At 49.0% G+C, this 25043-nt stretch carries 18 protein-coding genes; 3 read left to right on the top strand and 15 right to left on the bottom strand.

What is annotated here, in order from left to right; genetic code table 11:
* Positions 1-174: 174 nt before the first annotated feature.
* The 12 genes from glmM to B5E53_RS14480 form a co-directional block, all read right to left on the bottom strand.
* Complete coding sequence (gene glmM, locus B5E53_RS14535) at positions 175-1524, bottom strand: phosphoglucosamine mutase (RefSeq protein ID WP_087316301.1); 1350 nt, start codon at positions 1522-1524, stop codon at positions 175-177.
* A 116-nt stretch (positions 1525-1640) separates the two neighbouring features.
* Entirely contained in the window at positions 1641-2900 is a 1260-nt protein-coding gene (locus B5E53_RS14530; protein WP_087316299.1) for an ABC transporter permease, read from the bottom strand.
* Positions 2901-2929: 29 nt separating this feature from the next.
* A complete protein-coding gene (locus tag B5E53_RS14525) occupies positions 2930-6160 on the bottom strand; it encodes a biotin/lipoyl-binding protein (RefSeq protein ID WP_087316297.1) in 3231 nt (1076 codons plus the stop codon).
* Complete coding sequence (locus B5E53_RS14520) at positions 6157-6849, bottom strand: ABC transporter ATP-binding protein (protein WP_087316295.1); 693 nt, start codon at positions 6847-6849, stop codon at positions 6157-6159. The genes B5E53_RS14525 and B5E53_RS14520 overlap by 4 nt, the downstream gene beginning before the upstream one ends.
* 50 nt (positions 6850-6899) lie before the next feature.
* The gene (locus tag B5E53_RS14515) at positions 6900-8795 is read right to left on the bottom strand and encodes a biotin/lipoyl-binding protein (protein WP_087316293.1); all 1896 of its coding nucleotides are present in this window, start codon (positions 8793-8795) and stop codon (positions 6900-6902) included.
* Positions 8796-9024: 229 nt separating this feature from the next.
* Complete coding sequence (locus tag B5E53_RS14510) at positions 9025-10239, bottom strand: LL-diaminopimelate aminotransferase (protein ID WP_087316291.1); 1215 nt, start codon at positions 10237-10239, stop codon at positions 9025-9027.
* Positions 10240-10323: 84 nt separating this feature from the next.
* Positions 10324-11169: a diaminopimelate epimerase gene (dapF, locus tag B5E53_RS14505; protein ID WP_087316289.1), complete on the bottom strand. Its 846-nt coding sequence runs from the start codon at positions 11167-11169 to the stop codon at positions 10324-10326.
* Between the two features lie 32 nt (positions 11170-11201).
* Positions 11202-11753, bottom strand: coding sequence for an ANTAR domain-containing protein (locus B5E53_RS14500; protein WP_242963747.1), 552 nt, complete (start codon positions 11751-11753; stop codon positions 11202-11204).
* A gap of 35 nt (positions 11754-11788) precedes the next feature.
* Entirely contained in the window at positions 11789-13120 is a 1332-nt protein-coding gene (gene glnA, locus B5E53_RS14495; RefSeq protein WP_087316285.1) for a type I glutamate--ammonia ligase, read from the bottom strand.
* 94 nt (positions 13121-13214) lie between these two features.
* Complete coding sequence (gene carB, locus B5E53_RS14490) at positions 13215-16448, bottom strand: carbamoyl-phosphate synthase large subunit (protein WP_087316283.1); 3234 nt, start codon at positions 16446-16448, stop codon at positions 13215-13217.
* A complete protein-coding gene (locus B5E53_RS14485; protein ID WP_087316281.1) occupies positions 16441-17520 on the bottom strand; it encodes a carbamoyl phosphate synthase small subunit in 1080 nt (359 codons plus the stop codon). The genes carB and B5E53_RS14485 overlap by 8 nt, the downstream gene beginning before the upstream one ends.
* Positions 17521-18189: 669 nt before the next feature.
* Positions 18190-19422: a peptidoglycan-binding protein gene (locus B5E53_RS14480; RefSeq protein ID WP_087316279.1), complete on the bottom strand. Its 1233-nt coding sequence runs from the start codon at positions 19420-19422 to the stop codon at positions 18190-18192.
* Between the two features lie 190 nt (positions 19423-19612).
* On the opposite strand from B5E53_RS14480, the gene B5E53_RS14475 reads away from it, so the two are divergent.
* Positions 19613-20263 carry an epoxyqueuosine reductase QueH gene (locus tag B5E53_RS14475; RefSeq protein WP_087316277.1) on the top strand — a complete coding sequence of 217 codons (651 nt, stop codon included), beginning with the start codon at positions 19613-19615 and terminating at the stop codon, positions 20261-20263.
* Between the two features lie 128 nt (positions 20264-20391).
* Here the strand turns inward: B5E53_RS14475 and B5E53_RS14470 are convergent, their stop codons facing one another.
* Together B5E53_RS14470 and rho are read right to left on the bottom strand one after the other, a co-directional pair.
* Positions 20392-20793, bottom strand: a complete 402-nt coding sequence (locus B5E53_RS14470) for a hypothetical protein (protein ID WP_087316275.1) — start codon at positions 20791-20793, stop codon at positions 20392-20394.
* Between the two features lie 192 nt (positions 20794-20985).
* The gene (rho, locus tag B5E53_RS14465; RefSeq protein WP_087316273.1) at positions 20986-22503 is read right to left on the bottom strand and encodes a transcription termination factor Rho; all 1518 of its coding nucleotides are present in this window, start codon (positions 22501-22503) and stop codon (positions 20986-20988) included.
* Between the two features lie 331 nt (positions 22504-22834).
* Here rho and B5E53_RS14460 point away from each other — a divergent pair, with 331 nt between their 5' ends.
* Together B5E53_RS14460 and B5E53_RS14455 are read left to right on the top strand one after the other, a co-directional pair.
* Positions 22835-23779 carry a TIGR01212 family radical SAM protein gene (locus B5E53_RS14460; protein ID WP_087316271.1) on the top strand — a complete coding sequence of 315 codons (945 nt, stop codon included), beginning with the start codon at positions 22835-22837 and terminating at the stop codon, positions 23777-23779.
* A gap of 46 nt (positions 23780-23825) precedes the next feature.
* The gene (locus B5E53_RS14455; RefSeq protein WP_242963745.1) at positions 23826-24371 is read left to right on the top strand and encodes a DUF4364 family protein; all 546 of its coding nucleotides are present in this window, start codon (positions 23826-23828) and stop codon (positions 24369-24371) included.
* Positions 24372-24424: 53 nt separating this feature from the next.
* Here B5E53_RS14455 and yihA read toward each other — a convergent pair whose 3' ends face one another.
* Positions 24425-25039, bottom strand: coding sequence for a ribosome biogenesis GTP-binding protein YihA/YsxC (gene yihA / locus B5E53_RS14450; protein ID WP_087316267.1), 615 nt, complete (start codon positions 25037-25039; stop codon positions 24425-24427).
* Positions 25040-25043 lie beyond the last annotated feature (4 nt).

Raw genomic sequence — 25043 nt, 5'->3', positions numbered from 1 at the left:
AGATTTACAGCATATAGCTTATCTTCAACAGATATTTTCTTTTTAGGCATAAAATATACTCCCTCCTAAGTGACAAGTTTTTATTATTTCACTTGTCTACCCAGAAGGGAGCATATCACTTGCACAGTGCATATTCTGGCAACGGCCTTTTTTATTTCTGAGAAAATCCTGCCTTTACTCCACGCAGTGACCTTTTTCTTTGATCACCGCGATGACGGAATCCACATACTTCTCACATTCCTCCATGGTTTCCGCTTCCACCATGACACGGATCACCGGCTCTGTGCCGCTCTCCCGGACAAGAATACGTCCGGTATCACCAAGACTGTCAGCCACGCTCTGCACGGCAGCCTGCACATCGGCATCGTTCTGAGCCTCCGGTTTGCTCTTGACTCTCACGTTCTTTAATACCTGTGGATAAATCTTCACCGGGCTGGCCAGTTTGGACAGAGGCATTTTCTTTTCAAGGATCACTTCCATGATCTTGATGGCTGTGAGAATACCGTCGCCGGTGTTGGCGTATTTGCTGAAAATAATGTGGCCGGACTGCTCGCCGCCGATGCGGTGTCCGTTTTTCACCATATTCTCATATACGTACTTATCGCCCACAGCGGTCTTTTCATAGGAAATGCCCTCTCTGTCCAGCGCTTTGTACAGACCGAAGTTGGACATGACAGTCGTTACAATGGTGTTATTATGTAACGTTCCCCGCTCTTTCATGTAAGTTCCGCATACATACAGGATCAGGTCTCCGTCAATCACTTTTCCATTTTCATCTACGGCGATACAGCGGTCCGCATCTCCGTCAAAGGCAAATCCCACATCCAGCTGATTCTCTTTCACAAAGGACTGCAGCACTTCAATATGGGTGGAGCCTGCGTTGGTGTTGATATTCAGGCCATTTGGCTCCGCATTGATCACATAGGTCTTGGCGCCCAGTGCGTCAAACACACTCTTGGCGATCATCCAGGCGCTGCCGTTGGCGCAGTCCAGACCCACTTTCATGTTCTTATAGGAACGGGTCGCCAGGGAAATCAGGTAACCGATATAACGATTTCTGCCCGCTGCATAATCCACCGTGCATCCAATCTCATCCTTCACGGCAAATGGAACCTCTACTTTTCCGTCGATATAATCTTCCACCTTGAGAATGGTTTCCTCATCCATCTTCTCCCCTTTGGAGTTGATCAGCTTGATTCCATTGTCATAATACGGATTATGGCTGGCGGAAATCATGATACCGCAGTCAAAATCTTCTGTTCTCGCCACATAGGAAACGCTCGGTGTGGTCGTCACGTGAAGAAGGTATGCGTCCGCGCCTGATGCAGTCAGACCGGCCACCAGAGAATACTCAAACATATAGCTGGATCTTCTTGTGTCCTTTCCGATAACCACCCGGCATTTATCCTCTTTGTCTTTTCCAAAATACCATCCGAGGAAACGTCCCACTTTATAGGCATGCTCCACTGTCAGTGTTACATTTGCTTCACCGCGAAAACCGTCGGTTCCAAAATATTTTCCCATAATTCTCTCCTATCATTACATTTGTTAGCATATTTTCAGTTACTCTGTCATTTGTAATTATCAACAAAATGAGGGTTTTTTCACCCCCCATTTTAGTTTTTTTAAGAAATAATTCTCTATTCGTGCCTCAGTGCCACGATTGGATCCATGTTGGCCGCTTTGACCGCAGGAACAAATCCGAACACAATACCGATCAGCATGGAAAAGACAATGGCAATGATTGCCGCCGGCACGCTGATAGCCACCGGCACGCCGGATATCCGGTTGATCGCCTCCGCAAAGATAATACCGGTGATCGTTCCGATAATACCGCCGAGGCTGGTCAACACCGCCGCCTCCGTCAGAAACTGTGCCAGTATCTTGTTTTTCCTTGCTCCAATGGCCTTTTTCAGACCAATCTCTCTGGTACGCTCAGTCACGGACACCAGCATGATATTCATAACGCCAATACCGCCTACCAACAGGGAAATGCTGGCAATCCAGATCAGCTGCTGATTGGTGGACTCGCTGAGCTGTTCATTCTGCTGTGCCTGCTCCATGATATCTTCTGCGCTGTACTTAACATCTTCATTATCCACGGACTGGTTCAGAAGATTGGCTGCCTGCCGTCCCACATTGCTCATGGCATCCGTGGAATCCGCCAGAAGGCGCACATTCTGCGGCTCATCGTACTGTCCCACAATATTCCAAACCGTATCCGGCACAATGACGCTGCCGCTGCTGCTGGCATCATTGTAGACATACTGGTAATAGTCTTCCACCGATTCAATGACCGGTTCAAACTCTGAGGACTCCTCGATCACGCCAATGACAATAAAAGGTTCTCCCTGGATATCAAGAGTTTTACCCACAGGGTCCTCATCTTCAAAAAGGCTGTCGGCCGCTGTCGTATCGATAACAGCCACCTTCCGGTAATTGGTATAATCGCTTTCTGTGAAGGCTCTTCCCTTTGTCATGACATACCCGCAGGTATGCAGATAATGGGAATCCGCCCCGATCAGCTCTCCGCCCTGCAGCGCGGTGGCATTATAGTAAATGTAATCCACCGCCGTCCGGATTGTATACAGGGAAGCATCCTCCACGTGGTCAATATCATTGAGCTCATCCCGGCTGTCGGAATCCAGCACCGGAATTCCGTTGGGGATGCTGCTATAAGCCATATCGTAGTCCCAGTCTCCGCTTTCCACCAGACGTACATTTACGGTATTGGTTCCGGAACCGATGAGGTTTTTCCGGATCTGCTCATTGGTTCCACGGATTGTGGAGACGATGGCAATGATAGCGGCGATACCAATGATAATGCCCAGCATCGTCAGCAGGGAACGCAGCTTGTGTCCCCAGATTCCCTGAAAAGATAATCGTATATTTTCCAGCATAATTTCACACCCGTCCTTTCAAGAAATCCCTAATATATAATATTATCTGTATTTTCAGAAAGTTCCACCTTGGCTCCCTCTTTCACATCTTTTCCATAAGGGAACGCAATATTGTCATCCATGGTCAGCCCGGAAAGGATCTCCACATACTGTCCGTAAAGGGTCTCTCCGGTCTTCACATACTGCTTCTCCAGGCGGCCGTTCTTTCCTTCTTTGTAAACGTAGCTTCTGTCATCATCATCGGTGCGGACATAAGCCTTCTGCAGATAAATGGCTTCATCCGACATCGTTCCCATGGACTGAGAACTGTAGGAGACTTCCACCGTCTCACCGGTCACCAGACCGTCCGCATTGGCAATATAGGCCACCACCGGATAATAGGAACTGTTCGGATTGGACGTTCCGTCATAACTGGAATCAGAACTATTGCCGGATGCCGGATAAGGGGAAATATCAATGATTTCCGCCTCGTACTGTTCATAGGTCTCCATGGAGGTGCAGTAGATAGTTCCGCCAACCTTCACCGTATCCAGTGACATCTCGCTGACATCCACATCCACGTACATGCCGTCCTCGCCTCTTACAATGATGGCCGGTGAACCGTCGTCCGGCATGGCTTCCTTGGTGTAAGCCAGCGTTACTTCACCGTCTACCGTCGCTTTCACTGTGGCCGCGTCCACTTCCTTTTTGGCTTCCTCATAATCAATCTTCGCCTCACTGAGGTTCTGTCTTGCCTCCGCAATCTCCGACTCTTTATCAGAAATAGCTTCCGCCAGCTCATCCGCTGTGTAGCTGCTGTAATCGGTATCGCTTCCACCGCTGCTTCCACTTCCTGAAGAAGAACCGCTGTCGTAACCGCCGCTGCCGCTTCCTGAACTGCCACCGGATCCGCTGCTGCCGCTTCCCGAAGAAGAACTGCTGCTCTTCTTCACCTTCACGGTAAGCACTGCTCTCTTGCCTCCCGCTGAGGCGATGATCCGCAGCGTGCTGGCTGTCTCATCTTCTCCCACCGTCAGCGTACCGTTGATCAACGTGGTGGCATCGGATTTATTTCGTTTCAGTTCCCAGGTCACTTTCAGCACATCACTGTTCTTACCACTGAGCTTTGCGGTGAAATTATAGGACTTGCCTGCTGTCACCGATGTTCTGTTAGGACGGATCTGGATATGATCTGCCGTCACCATGGCGTCATTTAAATCCGCCAGCGTATACCATCCAAAGGAAGCGATGCTCTCCTTGAAAATGGTATTCGGCCGGATCTCAATGGAATTGGCCACGTTCTCTCTCCTGCCGTCCTCCTCAGAATCATATTCATAAAATACGGCAAATTCATTATTTTTCATCAGATCATTGATCACCGATCCGCGGATTCTTCCATCACTGATCATCCGGTATACATACGGATCATTCATGGTACCTGAACCGCTGTAAGCATCATTCTTCTTGTCGGTGATTTCTGTCTTTAAGACATTTGGGATTCTGGAAGCCGCTTCAGCGGCGTCAAGGGCCTTTTGTAAGTCATCCAACGTATACTCCCGTGCAGCTTCAATACCTGCGACCGGCATACCAGGAGTAATACTTACACTATGGGCCGGAGAGTATGGGTTATTCTTATAGGCATCCTCGCTCGCATACTCCTGAAATTCCGCATAATAATCACCGCCCACCAGTGCAAGAACCACAGAACCACGTACAGTGCCTCCTGAACTGAGCAGGTAGATATAAGAATCATTGGCACTGCCGTCTCCGAAACTATTATCATTGATCAGCTCAATCTTGCTCTTTAGCTTTTTATCACTGATTAATTCCTTTAAATTCTCTATCGAATACAGCGCATTCTGATCTATTCCGTCTGTGTCATATACAGGATTTAATACAAAACTTGCTCTTGGGTTATCACTACTATTGGCATATGCTGTTTCTGAATCATATACTTTAAATACTGCTGTATAATTTCCTCTGAGCAAACTATAGATAACAGAACCGGATATCATCTTATCTGTTCCATTTTCTTTTAATAAGAACACATACGGAGCACCATCGGTACCCTCTCCAGTCTCTCTGTCACTGATCGCTGTGATACTTTCTTTTAATTTGCGGTCTTTTACCAATGCCTGGGCGGAAGAAAATGAATAACTGTCTTCGCTCCACTCAGATGCAAATTTGTTCGGATTGATTTCAATTTTACCCGTATAGTTTTCTCTTTCAGCTGGGCTCTTATCAGCGTCATTCTCATACGCTTCATCAGAAGCATACTGGAAGAAATAGGCATAAATATTTTTCTTCTCTTCTCCCACCAGCTGGCTGAGAACAGAACCTTTTATTTCTGCTGACGAATTCAGATTGAAAATATACGGATTCTCCTCCGAACCGTTTCCGGATGATGCTTCATCCAAACTGGTCACTTTATCCAGCAGCTCGCTTTCCCCTGTCTCCTCTTCTTCCTCGGAACTGGTCTTTGCTTCCGGGGCTGTGGAGCGGGTCTGCTTCTTTACCGCTGAGGAACCGGTGGTCTCCTTCTGCGTATCTGCAGAAGAACTTTCCGTCTCGCTGGAAGCGCCGGTTTCTGTGGTGCTCCCCGCCGTGCCGGTTTCTGTGGAAGAGCCGGCCGTGGTGCCGCTGCTCTCCGTGGTCTCTCCGGAGGTATCGGTGCCGGAAGTCTGCTCCGTATCGCCGGATGCCGTAGTTCCGGCACCGGATTCTTCTGCTCCTGAGGTGTCGGAAGCGGATTCTTCTGTGGTCTTGTCCTCCTGGTCGCTGTTACTCATCAGCCGTGCCAGGATATCTCCTCGCAGAGAGGAAAGATTCAGGGAAGCGTTCATCACATCACTGCCGCTGCCGTCAATAGTGCCCGACGCGCGGGCCTTCTTCATCTCGTTCAGCTCATCCTCCAGATCTTCCAGTTCCATAGTGGACGACTGGATCTCCAGCTCCTGCAGCTTCAGATCAAGTTCCTGCTCCTCCACATCGTACTTCAGAAGCTTATCTCCCTTTTTCACATAATCTCCCTGCTGTACATAAACATCGGCCACATCCTGATCCTCATCGGCGTACACTTCCTGTACATAATCAGAATTGATCGTTCCGCTCAGCGAGGACTCACCGCCGGCAAATCCGGAACTGTTCAGCAATTCCATGGAATAGACGTCCACCACGGAACCGCCCCGGCTCCGCACAAAATAGACGACGCCGGCGACAATGGCCGCAAGAACCAAAATGACAACAATACAAATAATAATTATCTTCTTTTTGTTCTTCAAAGCTTCTGGCCTCCTTCCTGTGAATCATCCGCTATCTCTCCATCCAGAATTCGAAGAACCTTTTTGGCATGGCCGGCAATATTGGCATCATGGGTGATCATGATGACCGTTACTCCTTCGTCATTGAGCTTCTGAAAAAGCTTCATGACCTGGGTGCCGGAACGGCTGTCCAGAGCTCCTGTAGGTTCATCGGCCAGAATAATCTTCGGATTATTGACCAGGGCCCGGGCGATAGCCACCCTCTGCTGCTGCCCGCCGGACAGCTGGGACGGCTTAAAATTCACACGGTCCGCCAGTCCCACACGCTGCAGGGTCTGAAATGCGATCTGACGCCTCTTTTTTACCGGGATTCCCGCATAGCTTAAAGGCAGCGCCACATTGTCGAGGGCCGTCTGTTTTGGCAGAAGATTAAAACTCTGAAACACAAATCCCAGGGTTTTCAGCCGAAGGTCTGAAAGCTGGTTTTCGGTATAGTTGACAATGGATTGACCTTCCAGATAATACTCTCCCTCCGTGGGACGGTCCAGACATCCGATGATATTCATCAATGTCGTCTTCCCTGAACCGGAGGGCCCCATAATTGCCACATACTCTCCCTCATCAATGGAAATATTGATATCTTTTAACACAGGTACTACAATTTTATCCTGCTTGTAATTTTTATAAATATGCTTAAGCTCTAAAAGCATGTCCATTCTTCCTTTCAGAACGAATATGTCCTTCACATTCCGTCGTTATCCTACTCAAATTCCGCCGGGTCAAATCCCTCGTCAATCAGATCGATATCATCTCCGAGACCGTCATCCTCATAGGAATCCTCATACATTTCATCATCGGAGGATTCATCGTCATAGTATTCATCCCCGTCTCCCTCGTCATAGTACAAGTCATCATCGGAGGTTTCTTCCTCATAATATTCGTCTGTAGTATCGGCTTCGGAAATATCGGTGGTCGTTTTCATGTTTTCCTGAAGACTGCCGGTATCGCTGGCGATATAATCATCTTCATCCAGTCCGTCCAGAATCTGATATTCATCCAGATCCTCGTCATACTCTCCGACGGTTACTTCATGAAGCTCCAGCCGGTCACGACGGTTCGCCCGCCATACATAATACTTATCCTCATCCATATAAATATAGGCGGACGGCAGCCAGATGCCTTCCCGTTCCTCATCCTGTCCGAAATCCTGTTCAATGAAGACATGCTGTCCCATCATCAGGCCGTCATCGCTGTCCAGCTCCACATAAAAATTATAGGTGGATGCGGACTCTCCGGAAGAGGAATCATCCATATAGTAATCCATATCATCCGAAGACTCGTCGGAATCTTCCGTCTCATCGGTATTGATGGAGCTGATCACTCCGGTCCATTTGGCCGTGTCATCCACACGGGAACGGATGATCACCGGATCTCCTTCCGTCAAAGACCATACATTGGTCTCGGAAACACTTCCCTTGACACGGTAGTCTCCCACTGCCACGATGGTCATGTAAGTGGAGTCATCTCCGGTATCTGAATAATCGTAAGAGTCCTCATCGTCGGAATCATCCGAACCGGAGCCCATGCCCACTTCCTCGTTGATGCTCTGTACCACACCGTCCATCTTGCTGGTCACAGTGGCATCCTTGATATTTTTATTCAGATCATCGATCTCATCGTTGGCGGAATCAATGCTGTATTCATTCTTTTTAATGGTTGTCTGGGCAGTCAGGATCTCTGTCTGCAGTTCGATCCGCTCCCTGGTGCTGGCGCTTTTCAGATCGTTCTGGTATGTCTTGATATTCTGCTGGAGTTCTGAGTTCTCATTCTTCAGAGTCTCCACTTCCAGCTGCGCTCGCTCTTTTGCCAGAGTCATCTCCTCTGTATTATAAGAAAACAGTTTATCTCCCTCTTTGACCTGATCTCCGGCCTTCACATAACATTCATCCACGGAAAGATCCGACTGCAGTGTGATATCCCAGGAATCCTGCGGTTCCACCTCTCCGGTGTAGCGGTTGTTCATACCGCTGCCGCTGCCGTAACTCATGATATCTTTCACCGACTCCACGTAGGCCGTTCCGTCCACGGAACCGCCAAGATTCGTGAAAATAAAATAAGAAGCGGCTCCCAGGACAATGACCACCGCCCCGGCGATCACTGCCAGCTTCTTCTTTGAAAGCTTCCGCAGTCCCTTTTCATCATCAATATCATAAAGGATCGGCTCATCGTCAAACAAAGTGCTCTGCGGACCGGCAGTCCCGGTCTTCTGCGCTGCTTCATCCTTTTTGGAAAAGAGATTCTTAAACCTCGTCCGGACGCCGGAATCTTTCCCGATCTTTTGCTCTTTCCCGCCGGTTGTCTGCGCGCCGTCCTGCCTGCCGCTGTCCGTACCGCCGCCCTCTTTCTGCGCTGCCGCGTTCACGCGCTCTTTTTCTTCTTTTTGCAGTTCTTCCGCGGTGACATACTCCATCTCCGGCTCATACAGGGAAACTGGTTCCTCGTCTTTCTTTTTTCGTTTCAAAAGTTTTGAAAGCTTTTCTTTTTTTCCCTCTATTTTTTCCAGAGAACCTGTGAACTTTTTCTCTTTGTCTCCACTTCCCGGAGCATTCTGTTTCTCATTTCCGGAGAAACTGTCGTTTTTTTTGTTTCCAAACATTCTTGTCCTCCCTGCTTTTCATCCTGATCCGGGCATACCAAGGCCCGATTTCTATCTGAAAATGTCTGTTTCATGCACATTGAGAAAATGCAAACCTTTTGATATGATAGCACATCTGTATAAAAAAATCATTATTATGAAAAAGAATTAAAAGAATCTTCACATTTTGTAAGATTTCCTTACAGACACAAAATATACCGCCGGAAACAATTTCCGACGGTATATCTCTTTACAGATTTTTAATTCTCTCCATAGCACGGAGGGTGTTCTCATGGGATCCGAAAGCGGTGAGACGGAAATATCCTTCTCCGCTCGGTCCGAATCCTGAACCAGGAGTTCCCACCACATTTGCTTTATCAAGCAAGTAATCAAAGAACTCCCAGGAAGTCATCTTATCCGGTGTTTTCAGCCAGATATATGGTGCGTTTACTCCGCCAAACACAGTAAATCCTGCGTCTGCCAGACCTTCCTTAATCGTTTTTGCGTTGTTCATATAGTAAGCAACCTGCTCTTTTAACTGCGCCTTGCCTTCTTCTGTATAGCATGCCCAGCCTGCCTTCTGAATGATGTACGGTGCGCCGTTGTATTTGGTTCCGTGACGTCTTGCCCAGAGTGCGTGCAGAGATACGTCCCCTGCCTTCAGATCTTTTGGTACAACCGTGAAGCCCAGACGGGTTCCGGTAAAGCCGGCATTCTTGGAAAAGCTCCGCAGCTCGATGGCGCAGGTTCTTGCCCCTTCGCACTCATAAATGCTGTGCGGAACATCATCCTCGCTGATGTATGCCTCATAGGCGGCATCGTAAATGATAACGGCGCCAATCCGGTTGGCGTAGTCCACCCACTCCTGCAGCTGTGCTTTTGTGATGGTGGTTCCTGTCGGATTGTTCGGGATGCAGAGATAGATCAGATCCGGATTCTCTTTCGGGAATTCCGGAATAAAGTTATTCTCTGCGGTACACGGCATATAGATCACATCACTCCAGGTCTCTGTGGCCGGATCATAGGTGCCGGTTCTTCCCGCCATAACATTGGTATCCACATAAACAGGATAAACAGGGTCGCAGACAGCGATCTTATTATCCACACTGAAAATCTCCTGAATATTTCCGGAGTCGCACTTTGCACCGTCGCTGACGAAAATTTCATCGGCGCTGATATCGCAGCCTCTGTCCTTATAATCATTTTTGGCGATGGTATCTCTTAAAAATGCGTAGCCCAGATCCGGAGCATAGCCGTGGAATGTCTCTGCGTGTGCCATCTCGTCCACCGCTTCATGAAGGGTCTCGATGATCTTCGGCGCCAGAGGCTGGGTCACATCGCCGATACCGAGACGGATGATCTCTTTATCCGGATGTGCCTTGCTGTAAGCATCCACTTTTTTTGCAATATTTGAGAACAGATAACTGCCCGGCAGTTTTAAATAATTATCATTAATCTTAAACATGTTTGTCTCCTCTCCGGCTGATCGCCTGATGCTGTTTGTATTTTTTCGTGATATCCGCCGTGCGCGGCAGATTCCCGGATCTTTCTATTCTTCCGGATACTCGTAAAGTTCTCCGTCAAATACCGTGGTGGCCGGTCCGGTCATATAGACCTGGTTGGACTCCCTGTCCCACTCGATCTGCAGATCTCCGCCCAGAAGATGAACGGTAATCTGATTATCCGTCTTGTCATTTAACACGCAGGCCACCGTCACCGCGCAGGCACCGGTACCGCAGGCCAAAGTCTCCTCCGCGCCCCGCTCCCACACGCGCATGTTGACATTTTTCCGGTCTGTGACTTCCACAAATTCCGTATTGATCCGTTTTGGGAAACGGGTATGGTTCTCAAAACACGGACCGATCATCCGGATATCCAGATCTTTCACATGGTTCATGAAAACCACCGCATGAGGATTTCCCATGGATACGCAGGATATGTGATATTCTCTTCCGTTGACCTCGATAGGCACATTGACCACCGGATTTTCTTTGTATCTGACCGGAATCTTCTCCGGATCCAGAACCGGCTCGCCCATGTTGACGCGGACAAGGGATACTTTTCCGTCTTCCACAGTCAGTTTCAGGTGTTTGATACCTCCCAGAGTGTCCACCGTGATATCGGTCTTATCGGTCAGGCCGTTATCATACACATATTTTCCCACACAGCGGATGCCGTTTCCGCACATTTCCGCCTGGGAACCATCGGAGTTATAGATCTCCATCCGGAAATCCGCCACATCGGACGGACGAATGAGAATCAGTCCGTCGGAACCCACTCCAAAATTACGGTTGCTGACGAATTTTGCCAAAGCTTCCGGATTCTTTACTTCTTCCTCAAAACAGTTGATATATACATAATCGTTTCCGATACCATGCATCTTCGTAAACTTCATCGCCTTCTCCTTTCTCACCTGTCTTCCGTCACCTAAAACATATCAAGAACCATATAGGCGGTCTCCACCAGATTGGTGCCGCTGTCCATACTCTGCTTCTGGAGATAACGGTGTGCTTCCTCTTCTGTACAGCCGTTTTTCTCCATCAGAAGCTCTTTGGCATGATTGATGACATTTTGTTCTTCCGCTGTGCGGACTTTCGGCCTGCTCCTGTCTCTTTTCAGCTTCCGGGCGATCTCGCCCTGCATTTCTGCTACCAGATCCACCAGGTCAAAGCCTCTCATCGGCAGTGGAAGCCAGGCCACATCATCTTCTCCGTATTCCTGCCATTGCTCCCGTCTGGCCACCACGATCATCTCAAAATAATCCGGCAGATATTCTTTGAGCTCGTGATATACCATATCGACAAATCGAATGCCGCAGATGAGCACGCCCGCTTCCAGACGCTCCACGGCTTCCATGGCCCGGGCGCCGGTCAGACATACGGCCGCCACGTCATATCCGTTCTTCACAAGAATGTTTTTAATTTTTAACGCAACTTCCTTCTTTGGGAAAACAACAATTATATTGATCAATTCTTTCACCTGCAGACATTCAATTGTGTGGTTTCCTGTGAATTCTAAAATTTATAAAGATACTCGTCGATTTCCCACTGTGAAACGTATTCACAGTATTCATTCCACTCTCTCTTTTTGGCCTCCAGGAACTTTCCTGCAATATGCGGTCCCAAAATGCTCTGCAGGAATAAATCCTCCTCAAAAGCGCTGCATGCTTCTCCGAGGGTTCTCGGAAGCTCTCCGATTTTCATACTACGAAGCTGTTCATCTGTCAGCATGTACATATTTCTTCCCACCTGTTTTGGCGGCATCAGCTTATTTTTAATGCCGTCAAGACCGGCTGCCAGGCAGAGTGCCATGACCAGATATGGATTGGACGCGCCGTCCGGGCTGCGAAATTCCACCCGGGTGCCCGCGCCTCTCGCGGCCGGAATCCGGATCAGCGGACTGCGGTTCATGGAAGACCAGGCGATATTCACCGGGGCTTCATATCCCGGCACCAGACGCTTATAAGAGTTCACCAGAGGATTACAGATGCAGGTCATGCCCCGCACATGCTTCATGAGACCTGCCACAAAATGATAGCAGTCTTCACTTAAGCCCTCCGGATCGTTTTTATCAAAGAAAATGTTCTTTCCGTCTTTTTCCAGAGACATGTTGATATGCATACCGGAACCATCCACATTCTGGATCGGCTTCGGCATAAAGGTGGCATGGAGGCCGTGGCGTTTTGCGATGGTTTTCACCGTCATCTTAAACGTCATGATCTTATCGGCGGTGGCCAGCGCATTGTCATACTTAAAGTCGATCTCATGCTGAGCCGGAGCCACCTCATGATGGGACGCCTCGATCTCGAAGCCCATCTGCTCCAGATTGAGAATGATGTCCCTTCTCGCATTTTCTCCCAGATCCAGCGGAGTCACATCGAAATATCCCGCTTTCTCGTGGGTGATCACCGTCGGCTGTCCATTGTCATCCGTATGGAAAAGGAAAAACTCGCATTCCGGGCCCACATCAAAGGTGTATCCCATCTCCGATGCCTTTTCCAGCACCTTTTTCAGCACATAGCGGCTGTCTCCCTCAAAGGGAATCCCTTCCGGGCGGTATACATCACACATGAATCTCGCCACCCGGCCGTGCTGCGGTCTCCACGGAAGAATCTCGAAAGTGTTCAGATCCGGATACAGATACATATCGGATTCTTCGATTCTCACAAACCCTTCAATGGAAGAGCCGTCAAACATACATTTATTGTCAAGAGCACGTTCCAGCTGACTGGTGGGAATCGCCACGTTTTTCAGGGCTCCAAACACATCGGTAAACTGCAGACGTATGAACTGGACGTCATTTTCTTCCACCAGCTGTATAATATCCTGTTTGGTATACTTTTTCATGTCCATCCTCCATATATTTACGGATTACTGTTTTGTTCTCATGATCGGGGCGGAAGCTGTCATTGCTCTTTTCCGCCCCTGCGGCCGCCCGCTTTTATTTTTTATGCTCTTCCTCAATCTCTTTATCAATACGTGCCACATCCACCAGAGACAGATCATCCCGGCAGTCGGACTCCAGACTGGTCAGCAGCGCATTGGCTGTATCGATGGAAGTCAGGCAGGTCACACCGGTCTCCACCGCGTGACGACGGATGATAAATCCGTCTTTGCTTCTCTCGATTCCCTGAGACGGGGTATCTAAGATCAGGTCAATCTGATGGCCCAGAATGAGATCCAGCAGATTCGGCCGGTTTTCTTCTATCTTATTGACCCTCTTGGCCGGTACGCCGTTGTCTCTTAAGCACTTGCAGGTACTTCTTGTGGCGTAAATCTCATAGCCCAGAGCCGCAAACCGGCGTCCCACTTCCACGGCTTCCAGTTTGTCAGCGTCTTTTACGGTCATGATCATCTTTTTATGTTTCGGCAGGTTGATGCCCGCGCCAAGGAATGCTTTATAGAGCGCTTCCTCGTAGTTTTTGGAGATACCCAGACATTCTCCTGTGGACTTCATCTCCGGTCCAAGGCTGACATCCGCTCCACGGATCTTCTCGAAGGAGAATACCGGCATCTTGATGGCCCAGTATGGGGATTCCGGAGCCAGTCCCGGCTCGTAACCCAGGTCTTTTAACTTCTGTCCGGTCATTACTTTTGTGGCCAGATCCACGATCGGGATACCGGTTACCTTGCTGATATACGGCACCGTTCTGGAAGAACGAGGGTTCACCTCGATGACATACACTTCATCCTGGTATACGATGAACTGAATGTTGATCAGGCCCACCACATGGAGAGCTCTTGCCAGCAGTCTTGTATAATGGGCAATGACCTTCTTGATCTTCGGAGAAAGGTCTCTGGCCGGGTATACGGAAATACTGTCTCCGGAATGGATACCGGCTCTCTCCACGTGCTGCATGATACCCGGAATCAGGATCTCTTCGCCGTCGCAGACCGCGTCGACTTCCACTTCCTTGCCCATGAGATACTTATCAATGAGGATAGGGTGTTCCTGGGCATACCGCTGAATGATATCCATGAATTCCACGATATCCTCATCGGAAACGGCAATCTGCATACCCTGGCCGCCCAGTACGTAGGATGGACGGATCAGAACCGGATAGCCCAGCTCATTGGCTACCCGCAGCGCCTCTTCCTTGGTAAATACAGTATCTCCCTTTGGTCTAGGGATGCAGCATTCTTCAAGGATCTGGTCAAACAGTTCTCTGTCCTCGGCGGCATCTACATTCTCCGCGCTGGTTCCAAGGATCGGCACGCCGATCTTATTTAACTTCTCTGTCAGTTTGATGGCTGTCTGTCCGCCGAACTGTACCACAGCTCCATCCGGCTTCTCAAGCTCCACGATATGTTCCACATCCTCTTCCGTCAGAGGCTCGAAATACAGCTTGTCCGCAATATCAAAGTCGGTGCTGACAGTCTCCGGGTTGTTGTTGACGATGATGGTCTCATAACCCATTTCCTTGAACGCCCACACGCTGTGAACGGAACAGTAGTCAAATTCGATACCCTGTCCGATCCGGATCGGGCCGGAGCCAAGGACCATGATCTTTTTCTTATCGCTGGTCTCTTCCACTTCATTGAAGCTTCCGAAACAGGAATAGTAATATGGTGTCTCTGCGTCAAACTCTGCCGCACAGGTGTCTACCACTTTATAAGCCGGACGGATATCCATCTGACGGCGAAGGTTCTTCACATAAGCCTCATCTTTTCCGATCAGCTGACCGATCACCGTATCCGGGAATTCCATCCGTTTTGCTTCCCGCAGAAGCGCCTCATCCGGCTCGCCGCCGCAGTTTCTGAGGGCTGCTTCCATCTCCACAATGTTGTTGAATTTATCAATGAACCAGCGGTCAATCTTTGTGATGTCGTGAATCATCGCCGGATCCATCTTTCTTCTTAATGCTTCCGCGATACAGTAAATGCGCAGGTCATCCACGATGTGCAGATGTTCCACCAGTTCTTTATCGCTTAATTTATCAAAGTCTCCGTGCATCAGGCTGTCCACATGCTGTTCCAGGGAACGAAGCGCTTTCATGAGCGCACCTTCAAAGTTCGTGCAGATACTCATAACCTCTCCGGTGGCCTTCATCTGTGTGGTCAGATGACGGGACGCGGAAATAAATTTATCGAACGGAAGACGCGGCACTTTTACGACGCAGTAGTCAAGCGCCGGCTCAAAGCTGGCAAAGGTCTTTCCTGTGACCGCGTTCTTGATCTCGTCCAGATTATAGCCCAGAGCGATCTTTGCGGTAACCTTGGCGATCGGATAACCGGTGGCCTTGGAAGCCAGCGCAGAGGAACGGCTGACACGAGGATTTACCTCAATAACGCAGTACTCAAAGCTGTCCGGATGCAGAGCGAACTGCACGTTACATCCGCCTTCCACTCCCAGCTCGGAAATGATATTCAGGGCTGAGTTTCTGAGCATCTGATACTCCTTATCTCCCAGAGTCTGGGAAGGAGCGACTACGATACTGTCGCCGGTATGCACACCCACAGGGTCAATGTTTTCCATGTTACAGATGGTGATACAGGTACCGTTTCCGTCCCGCATTACCTCGTACTCGATCTCTTTCCAGCCGGCGATGCAGCGTTCCACAAGAACCTGGCCCACACGGCTCAAACGAAGACCGTTCTGGATGATTTCCACAAATTCTTCTTCATTCTCAGCGATACCGCCGCCGCTGCCGCCCAGTGTGTAGGCAGGACGCAGCACGACCGGATAACCAATCTCCTTCGCGTAGGCAAGACCGTCTTCCACATTGGTGACGATCTGGCTCGGTGCGATAGGCTCACCAATCTTCTCCATGGTCTCCTTGAAAGCCTCACGGTCTTCCGCCTTCCGGATGGTCTTTCCGGTGGTTCCGATCAGCTTTACTTTATGCTCTTTTAAGAAACCGCATTCATCAAGCTCCATGGCAATGTTCAGGGCCGCCTGTCCGCCCAGAGTAGGCAGAAGGCTGTCCGGGGACACCTTTAAAATAAGCTTTTTGATCACTTCCGGTGTCAGCGGTTCAATATATACTTCATCGGCAATGTCTTTGTCTGTCATGATCGTCGCCGGATTGGAGTTGACCAGAACCACATGGATTCCTTCTTCTTTTAAGGAACGGCAGGCCTGGGTTCCTGCATAGTCAAACTCTGCGGCCTGTCCGATAACGATCGGACCGGAACCGATGACAAGAACTTTTTTTATACTGGGATTTCTAGGCATCTTTCGCTACCTCCATCATATTCATAAACTCTTTAAATAAAAACTCGGAATCATTTGGTCCCGGGCAGGCTTCCGGATGGAACTGCACCGTCATGACATTCTTGCCCAGATAGTGGATACCTTCCAGGGTTCCGTCATTGACGTTGACGAAGCTCACCTCCGCCACATCCCGGTTCAGGGAATCTTCCATAACCACATAACCGTGATTCTGGGAGGAAATGTACACCTTGCCGGTCTTTAAATCTTTCACCGGATGGTTGGCCCCTCTGTGGCCGTAGCGCATTTTCTTCGTATCCGCGCCGTTGGCCAGAGCCATGAGCTGGTGGCCGAGACAGATACCGAAAATCGGCACATCCGTGGCGAACAGCTTCTTGAGCTCCTCAATGATCTCCACGCATTCCTTCGGGTCTCCCGGACCGTTGGAGAGCATGATGCCGTCCGGCTCATCGGCAAGAACTTCTTCCGCCTTCGTGTAGGCAGGATATACGGTAACCTGACATCCCAGCCGGTTTAAAGACTTCTCAATGTTGTATTTTGCGCCGTAATCCATCAGCGCAACCTTGAATCCGTCTCCCGGCAGCACTCTTTTCTCCTTACATGAGACTTCCCGGACAACGCCCTGTACTTTATAGGCTCTGATGCGTTCCAGCTCTTTTTCAAGGTCAAAATCTTCTCTGGTGGTAATCAGACCATTCATGACACCGTGTTCTCTGGAAATTTTGGTGAGATATCTGGTGTCCACGCCGGCGATTCCGGGAATATCGTATTTCTTTAAAAATGTATCCAATGTCATTTCATTACGGAAATTGCTGGCCAGCTTGGAATATTCTCTCACAATGAGGCCACTGGTCCACGGATGCACAGATTCCATATCCTCTGTACAGATACCGTAATTGCCGATCAGGGGATAGGTCATCACCACAGACTGCCCTGCATAAGACGGGTCTGTGAGTATCTCAAGATATCCTGTCATGGATGTGTTAAAAACGATTTCACTGATGACTTCCTTCTGGGCGCCAAAGCTTTCTCCCGTTAACACCGTTCCATCTTCTAAGATTAGAAATGCTTTCATGATGTCTCGTTCCTTTCTATATAGAACATTGATTATGGTTTACAAAATATAGATAATTCTCGCAACGATCGTTTCCCTCCCGGTCGGCTTTCCGCCTCCCCGGCCATCTCATTCTTCCCACGCAGGCTTACGCCCTGTCAAAGGACTTTTTGCGTGCGCGCAAAAAAAAAGACGGGAACCCCCGGCTTAGAAACAGCGGAACAGATATGATCCATCCGCGCCGGGAGCGTATCTTTTTCTCTGTATGGCGGCAGATCAAATTCACAGATCCGCCACACCGCGTCAATTCAGACTGCGCCACCGTATCATTGCTTAAATTGCTAAAATTCTAACATATATCATCCTCAAATACAAGAGTGGAAATATGAATTTTTCAAATTTTTAACTATCGTTTTTATTCTGAGCATCTCCTGCGTTTCCTCTTTCCGGCTCTGCCTGTTTGTCTCTGCTGTCTCTGAAGATTCCCTGTTTTCCTTATTTTATTAAGAGACAAGTCCGGTAAATGGTGAAAAAAATAGTGGCGCGCTTTCTTTCTTTTTGAAATCAACGCACCACTTTCTGCAATTATTTTTTCGAATCCTGCAAAAATGCTGTGTCACAGGATTTCCCCCGACGGACCGGTATTTTCTTTCATCTTATTGCCTGATAAGCTTTTCAATAAAGCATTTGTCAGTTCAGTTCCGCAATCCGGCTCACTCCCACATAAATCTGACTGATCTTATACCAGGTGGCAAAATCCACCTGCCCGGTCACCGGCAGGTTAAAGATCCGCTGGAAGGTCTCCACGGAATTCTTCGTGGCGGAACCAAAGATTCCGTCGGCCCGGATAGTCGGCATGGCCGGATAGTCCTCCGCAATTCGGTTTAACTGCGCCTGCATCTGGCGGACCTTTTCTCCGGAAGAGCCCACGGTCAGCGTATATCCCGGCCAGGACGCCGGAACGCCGGATATCATATCCGCCGTATTGATATAGATATCGCTTCCGTAATAATATTGAAGAATCTCTTCCGCCGACAATCCTTCGTCACCAAGACTCTTGGATCCCCACTGACTGAGATGATTCGGACAGGTCACCTTTCGTCCGTCACAGTACTGAGCCAGAATCGGCTGACTGACATCGGGTCTTGACAGATACGCGTTAAAAATATCATCCACCACCAGATTGATACTCTCATAGATGGTCTTGCCGTTGATCCACTTCTGGTCATAGGCCGTGGAAGAAGTGATGGTAAAGTCATATCCCCGGTTCCGGTACCATTCCGTGTACACTCTGTTCAGAGAGAAAGACATGATGGCAAGAATATTGGCCCGCAGGGTCGCCTCCGGCCATGTGGAGTAGATCTCGCAGGAAGCCACATTTTTAATGTAATCTCTATATTGAATATAGTAATTCGGCGCCGTGGCATCCGAAGGCGCTCCGTCATGGACCACCATAAATTCCGGAACGACCGCCCGGCTCAGCACCACCTCTCCGGTGGCCTGAATATCTTTGATCTCATTTTCCGCAATCTTCGGCGGATACTCTCCAAACAATGTATGCGGCCCGATGGCCAGAATCCGGTAATCTCCCTGAGCCTGCGCCGAAAGCAGCATTCCCTGATTCTGCAGGGCCAGCTGCCCGGAAAAAATCTGCGCGCCGGAAACCGTCAGCGGCTCATACCCCGGCGCATTGATCCGCAGATTATACTCGGAATAAGGCTGCTCATCTGTCGGCTCCATGGAATACTCCACAGGCGGCGCCTCCAGTTCCACCGTCTCCGTCTGCCCGGAGGAATCCGTCATGAGCCGCTCCAGGATCTGGTCCGGCTCCCCCGTAGAAGAAATCTCCACCGACGCCCCCGGCACCGGCCGCTCACTGCCGGACTCCACCAGACTGATCTTCAATTGTCCATAATCTGCCATAGATACACCTGCATTTTTTTATTAGTATATGAAGCCGACGGCAAAAAGTGAACGCCTTCCGTTGTCTGTACAAAGGTACTTTTTTGTCCGCTTTTCCCGCTGGAAAAACGGCCTCATTTCTGTTATTATCATTATTTGATAACTCAAAAGTATCAACGAGACAGGCGAATCGACCGGAAAGGACTTTTCTATGAATAAAATAAATTATCAGAAAGAACTGGACAAAATCACCGGGCAGATCGGCGAAAATCTGCCGGAAGAACAGAAACCTCATTTATTTCTTCACGCCTGCTGCGCTCCCTGCAGCAGCTACGTGCTGGAATACCTGACCAGATATTGTCATATTACATTATTTTTCTATAATCCTAATATCACGCCGGAAACGGAATATCAAAAACGGATGCACGAACTGCAAAGATTCATCCGGGAAGCCGGCTATGAAGAACGCGGACAGGTTGTTCTCATGGAAGGCAGCTATGATCCGGGATGTTTTTTTGAAATGGCAAAGGGTATGGAAGACCTGCCGGAGCGGGGAGAACGCTGCTACCACTGCTATGAACTCCGGATGCGGGAGGCCGCCAAAAAAGCCGCCGAACTTCACGCCGACTATTTCACCACCACCCTCTCCATCAGTCCCCATAAAAACGCCCAGTGGATCAACGAAATCGGGGAGCGTCTGGCCGAAGAATATGGCGTACGCCATCTGCCTTCTGATTTCAAGAAAAAGGGCGGGTATCTCCGTTCCATCGCACTGTCGGAAGAATATCATCTTTACCGGCAGAACTACTGCGGATGTGTGTTTTCCAAAAAAGCTGCGGAAGCAATGCAGTGCGATCATTAGTCCTGCGCCACTGTTTTCAACAATGTCCTTATGATATTTATTTTCACAAAATTTTCCGTGACATAAACAAAGAGTTCTGCTAAGCAGAACTCTTGCGCCAAGACTCGCAGGCGAATCTTGAATATATGTCACGTTTTCTTTATAAATTTATTTCCGCATTTGGGGCAGGTAATCTCAATCTTGCCCTTTCCTCTGGGAACCCGGATCTTCTGGGAGCATGCGGGGCATTTGAAAAACCGGAAAATCTGTGCCTGTTCCCGTTCCTCGCTCTTTCGGTCAAAGTACTCGAACAATGGCCGCATGATCTTTAAGAAACGCTCGTTCTCCCGTCTTCTTGTCTGGTGATTATGGGAAAAGAACCGCAGCAGACAGAGCAGCAGAGGAATCAACCCAATGGGATTCAGATTCCGGATCCCTTCCACCGGGATCACCGCGGTCAGCAGGTTGATCAGAATACTTAAAAACAGCAGTCCGCAGGACAATCCGTCAATTCCGTATATTCCATGAAAAAAGTTCTTAAAACGATTCATTTTTCTTCTCCTGTTTCTTTCCGTTCTGACACGTCCATTTGACATGAACGACATTTTGTATAAGGTCAGCATATTAACCGTGTTAATCGCTTTTCAAATCGGAACAAAATATGTCCATTTCATTATTTCACAGAAATCGTACTCCGTCAAGAATTACTGTTTCCCCATACTGACACCGACGGATTTTTGTAATTATTTCAACAGGGACTGGCGCATTACCTGTATAAATTCCTGGTTATTTTTGGTTCTCTTAAAGAACTGAAGAATCTGCTCCACATTTTCTTCGGCACGGTTTCCGGACATTTCCCGGTGCAGGGCAAATACGATCTCCTGCTCTTCTTTGGTGAGAAGCAGGTCGTCCCGCCGGGTTCCGGATTTCTGGATATTGATGGCCGGGAAAATTCTCTTCTCGGAAAGTTTCCTGTCAAGAACCAGTTCCATATTACCGGTGCCCTTGAATTCCTCGAAGACCACATCGTCCATCTTGCTTCCGGTATCCACCAGAGCGGTGGCAAGAATGGTCAGGCTGCCGCCCTCCCGCATGTTTCTGGCTGCTCCGAAGAACTTTTTCGGCATATGTAATGCCGCCGGATCAAGACCTCCGGACAGGGTCCGTCCGCTTGGCGGCACCACCAGGTTGTAGGCCCTTGCCAGACGGGTGATACTGTCCAGAAGAATCACCACATCCTCTCCGTGCTCCACCAGACGTTTGGCCCGCTCCAGCACCATCTCGGACACCCGTTTGTGATGTTCCGGCAGCTCGTCAAAGGTGGAATAGATTACTTCCGCGTTCGGTCCCTCAATGTACTCCCGGATATCAGTCACTTCCTCCGGACGCTCATCGATGAGCAGAACGATCAGCTTCATATCGGAGTAGGCCGTGGTGATACTCTTGGCAATCTGTTTTAAAAGGGTGGTCTTTCCGGTTTTCGGCTGGGATACGATCATTCCCCTCTGGCCTTTTCCGATCGGAGAAAGCAGATCCACCATCCGCATGGATACCGGCGCTCCCGGAATCTCCAGACGGATCCTCTCATTCGGGAAGATCGGAGTCAGATCTTCAAAACTTTTTCTTCTCTGGGCCTCATAAGGTTTATATCCGTTGACCGACTCCACATAAAGCAGTGCGCTGTATTTCTCATTCTGGGTCTTTACCCGGGTATTTCCCACCAGGATATCTCCGGTTTTTAAATTAAATCTCCGTATCTGAGACGGGGAGACATACACATCGTTCTCCCCCGGCAGATAGTTCTCACAGCGGATAAATCCGTAGCCGTCAGGCATGACTTCCAGAATACCGTTGGCTTTCTCGCCGCTGTCCAGACTCTCCAGCTCGCTTTTCATACCATTTTCTGTGCGGCCATTTTCTGTCCGGCTGTGTTCCGGACGCTCATTCTCAGACCGGCCGTACTCTGTCCGTTCTTCTGTCCTTCTCTCATATTCCTGATGCTCGTTGTTTCTTGGCTGCTCAAAATTTCTTCTGCCATGATCCGCGCGCTCGCCGTTCATATGCTCATGATTCTGACGCTCCGTTCTTCCTCTTTCACCAAAATGTGACGGATGACGTTCCGGACGTTCTGTATTGGATGTATGCTCTGTTTCCATCAGCCGCTCGATCAGCTGCTCCTTTTTCAGTGTGCTGATGCCCCGAAGTCCTTTTTCTTTGGCCGCAGCACGCAGCTGCAGCAATGTCATATTTCTATAATTCATATAAACCTCCATTGTATATCAAAAAACCACCGTCTGCACTGCCCGCGATTTCTCAGAAATTTAAAATATCAGAAACCGTGGAAACAACGATAATACCGCGCCCGCCGGTCCGGCAGAGCAAATGTGCAGACATGTCCATATTTTAGTCAGGGTATAAATAATATCTCAGAACAATGAGACTATTGATATGCATAAGAAAGAATCTTCTATATATTTCACATAATTATTTATAATACAACTATGATAACACATTTTCCGGAGAAAACAACTGTTTTTATTTGCATAAACGTATTCCTGATGATAAAATAAAGCTCTGGAAGGATGAAAAAACATGGAACGCTACTACTCCTACAGCCGTTTTTTAAAAGAAACGTTCGGAGAAAAAGTTTATAAAATCAGCATCGACGGCGGTTTTACCTGTCCAAACCGGGATGGCACTCTATCTGAGGGCGGCTGCATTTTCTGCAGTGAAGGCGGAAGCGGAGACTACGCAGAGAGTTCCCGGCTTTCTGTCTCCGGGCAGATTGCCCGTGGAAAAGGCCAGAGCAGCAAAAAGTATTCCGGCGGCAGATATATCGCCTATTTTCAGGCGTTTACCAACACTTACGGACCGGTGGATCGACTCCGGGCTCTCTATGAGGAAGCCATCGCACCAGAAGAGATTGCCGCCATCGCCATCGGAACCCGGCCGGACTGTCTTCCTGCACCGGTCCTTGATCTCCTGGAAGAAATCAACCGGATCAAACCAGTCTTTCTGGAAATGGGCCTGCAGACCTGCCACGATTCCACGGCCGCTTTTTTAAACCGCGGATACCGAACAGAAGTATTCACCCAGGCCGCGGAAGCATGTGCCGCCCGCGGTATCCGGACCACCGCTCATCTGATCCTCGGTCTGCCCGGCGAATCTCCTGAGATGCTGGCGGAAACCATCCGGTATGTAAACGCGCTGCCCGTCGGCGGAGTCAAGCTGTCCATGCTTCATATTTTAAAGAATACCCGGCTGGCGGATATTTATGCACAGGAGCCTTTTCCCCTGTTTACGCCGGAAAGTTATATCTCTTGTGTGATTTCCTGTATAGAGATGCTTCGCCCCGATATCGTCATTGAGCGAATGACCGGCGACGGGCCGAGAGATCTGCTCATCGCTCCCACCTGGAGTCTCCACAAACGGAACGTATTGAATTCCATCCATCAGGAAATGAAACGGCGGGATTCTTTTCAGGGAAAGCAATGGCAGGTACATCCTGCGGCAGGCTCTATGATCACAGAGAAATGATACAGGAATACATGATACAGGAGACCGGCAGAAAGCCGGTACATTTATGCACGAAACGGAGAGAACAATGTCTGAAGAATCGTTAACTTTATATAAATTAATGGTACTGTACATGCTGGACAATCTGGATTTTCCGCTGACCACTTCTCAACTCAGCGAATTCTTTGTCACCCATGGCTATACCTCCTATTTTCACATGCAGCAAGCCGTCAATGAGCTGGCAGAATCCTCTTTTATCCGGGGCGAACTGATCCGCAACACCACCCATTACCATCTGACGCAAAACGGACGGGAAGCTCTGCAGATGTTTGATTCCAAAATATCCGACGCCATTAAAAATGACATTCTCGGCTATTTTAAAGAACACAAATATCAGCTCCGCAAGGAAGTCAATATCACCGCCGATTATTACCCGCTGAAAAAAGGGGAATACATGGTGCATGCCCAGATCAAAGAACGGGGCACCATCCTCATGGAGCTGAAGATCAACGTGGTATCCAAAGAACAGGCCATCGCCATCTGTGATAAATGGTCTGAAAAAAGCGATACGGTCTACTGCCAGGTAATGGAAACACTGCTTTTGGATCATTGACAAAAATCAAGGAGAAGGGTCCGCCTTTTCATAACGGACTCTTCTCCTTTTTACTATTCCTCCTCCGAAATCTCCATCTCCTCGCCCAGGGCGTAAGTCTCGATGAGCTCCCAGATTTCATCCCTTCCCTGCTTTGTGACCGCAGAAAACGGGATGATCGGAACGCCTTCGATGACCTTCAGCGTCTCCTCCAGCTGCTTTAACTGCTTTTTCAGCTGACTTCTCTTGATCTTATCCGCCTTGGTGGCGACGATCACCGGCGAAAAGCCATTACTGAGTATCCACCGGTACATCTGAATATCATTGGCCCCCGGTTTATGACGCAGATCAATGAGCAAAAAGACCATGCGCAGCTGGCGGGAAGTGTGCAGATAATTCTCGATCATCGGTCCCCACTTTGCCGCCACTTCCTTTGATACTTTCGCATAACCGTATCCCGGCAGATCCACGATGTACATTTCTTTATTGACATTATAAAAGTTAATAGTCTGGGTCTTTCCCGGCTGACCGGACGTTCTGGCCAGCGATTTCCGGTTGACAAGGGCATTGATCAGGGAAGATTTGCCCACGTTGGATTTGCCCGCAAAAGCCACCTCCGGCAGCTGATTCTCCGGCAGCTTGCTGGTGATACCGCAGACCGTTTCCAGTTCTACATTTTTTATGATCATATGT

Origin of the sequence: Eubacterium sp. An11 (genome assembly GCF_002161065.1) — a bacterium.
Classification (GTDB): domain Bacteria; phylum Bacillota; class Clostridia; order Lachnospirales; family Lachnospiraceae; genus Anaerobutyricum; species Anaerobutyricum faecale.
This window is presented reverse-complemented; position numbering and strand designations above follow the sequence as displayed.

Bases quoted from the DNA above. Each gene is read 5' to 3' on its own strand.
- glmM (WP_087316301.1), bottom strand. From the start codon at position 1,524: ATGGGAAAATATTTTGGAACCGACGGTTTTCGCGGTGAAGCAAATGTA.
- B5E53_RS14530 (WP_087316299.1), bottom strand. From the start codon at position 2,900: ATGCTGGAAAATATACGATTATCTTTTCAGGGAATCTGGGGACACAAG.
- B5E53_RS14520 (WP_087316295.1), bottom strand. From the start codon at position 6,849: ATGCTTTTAGAGCTTAAGCATATTTATAAAAATTACAAGCAGGATAAA.
- B5E53_RS14515 (WP_087316293.1), bottom strand. From the start codon at position 8,795: ATGTTTGGAAACAAAAAAAACGACAGTTTCTCCGGAAATGAGAAACAG.
- B5E53_RS14510 (WP_087316291.1), bottom strand. From the start codon at position 10,239: ATGTTTAAGATTAATGATAATTATTTAAAACTGCCGGGCAGTTATCTG.
- dapF (WP_087316289.1), bottom strand. From the start codon at position 11,169: ATGAAGTTTACGAAGATGCATGGTATCGGAAACGATTATGTATATATC.
- glnA (WP_087316285.1), bottom strand. From the start codon at position 13,120: ATGAAAAAGTATACCAAACAGGATATTATACAGCTGGTGGAAGAAAAT.
- carB (WP_087316283.1), bottom strand. From the start codon at position 16,448: ATGCCTAGAAATCCCAGTATAAAAAAAGTTCTTGTCATCGGTTCCGGT.
- B5E53_RS14485 (WP_087316281.1), bottom strand. From the start codon at position 17,520: ATGAAAGCATTTCTAATCTTAGAAGATGGAACGGTGTTAACGGGAGAA.
- B5E53_RS14480 (WP_087316279.1), bottom strand. From the start codon at position 19,422: ATGGCAGATTATGGACAATTGAAGATCAGTCTGGTGGAGTCCGGCAGT.
- B5E53_RS14475 (WP_087316277.1), top strand. From the start codon at position 19,613: ATGAATAAAATAAATTATCAGAAAGAACTGGACAAAATCACCGGGCAG.
- B5E53_RS14470 (WP_087316275.1), bottom strand. From the start codon at position 20,793: ATGAATCGTTTTAAGAACTTTTTTCATGGAATATACGGAATTGACGGA.
- rho (WP_087316273.1), bottom strand. From the start codon at position 22,503: ATGAATTATAGAAATATGACATTGCTGCAGCTGCGTGCTGCGGCCAAA.
- B5E53_RS14460 (WP_087316271.1), top strand. From the start codon at position 22,835: ATGGAACGCTACTACTCCTACAGCCGTTTTTTAAAAGAAACGTTCGGA.
- B5E53_RS14455 (WP_242963745.1), top strand. From the start codon at position 23,826: ATGCACGAAACGGAGAGAACAATGTCTGAAGAATCGTTAACTTTATAT.
- yihA (WP_087316267.1), bottom strand. From the start codon at position 25,039: ATGATCATAAAAAATGTAGAACTGGAAACGGTCTGCGGTATCACCAGC.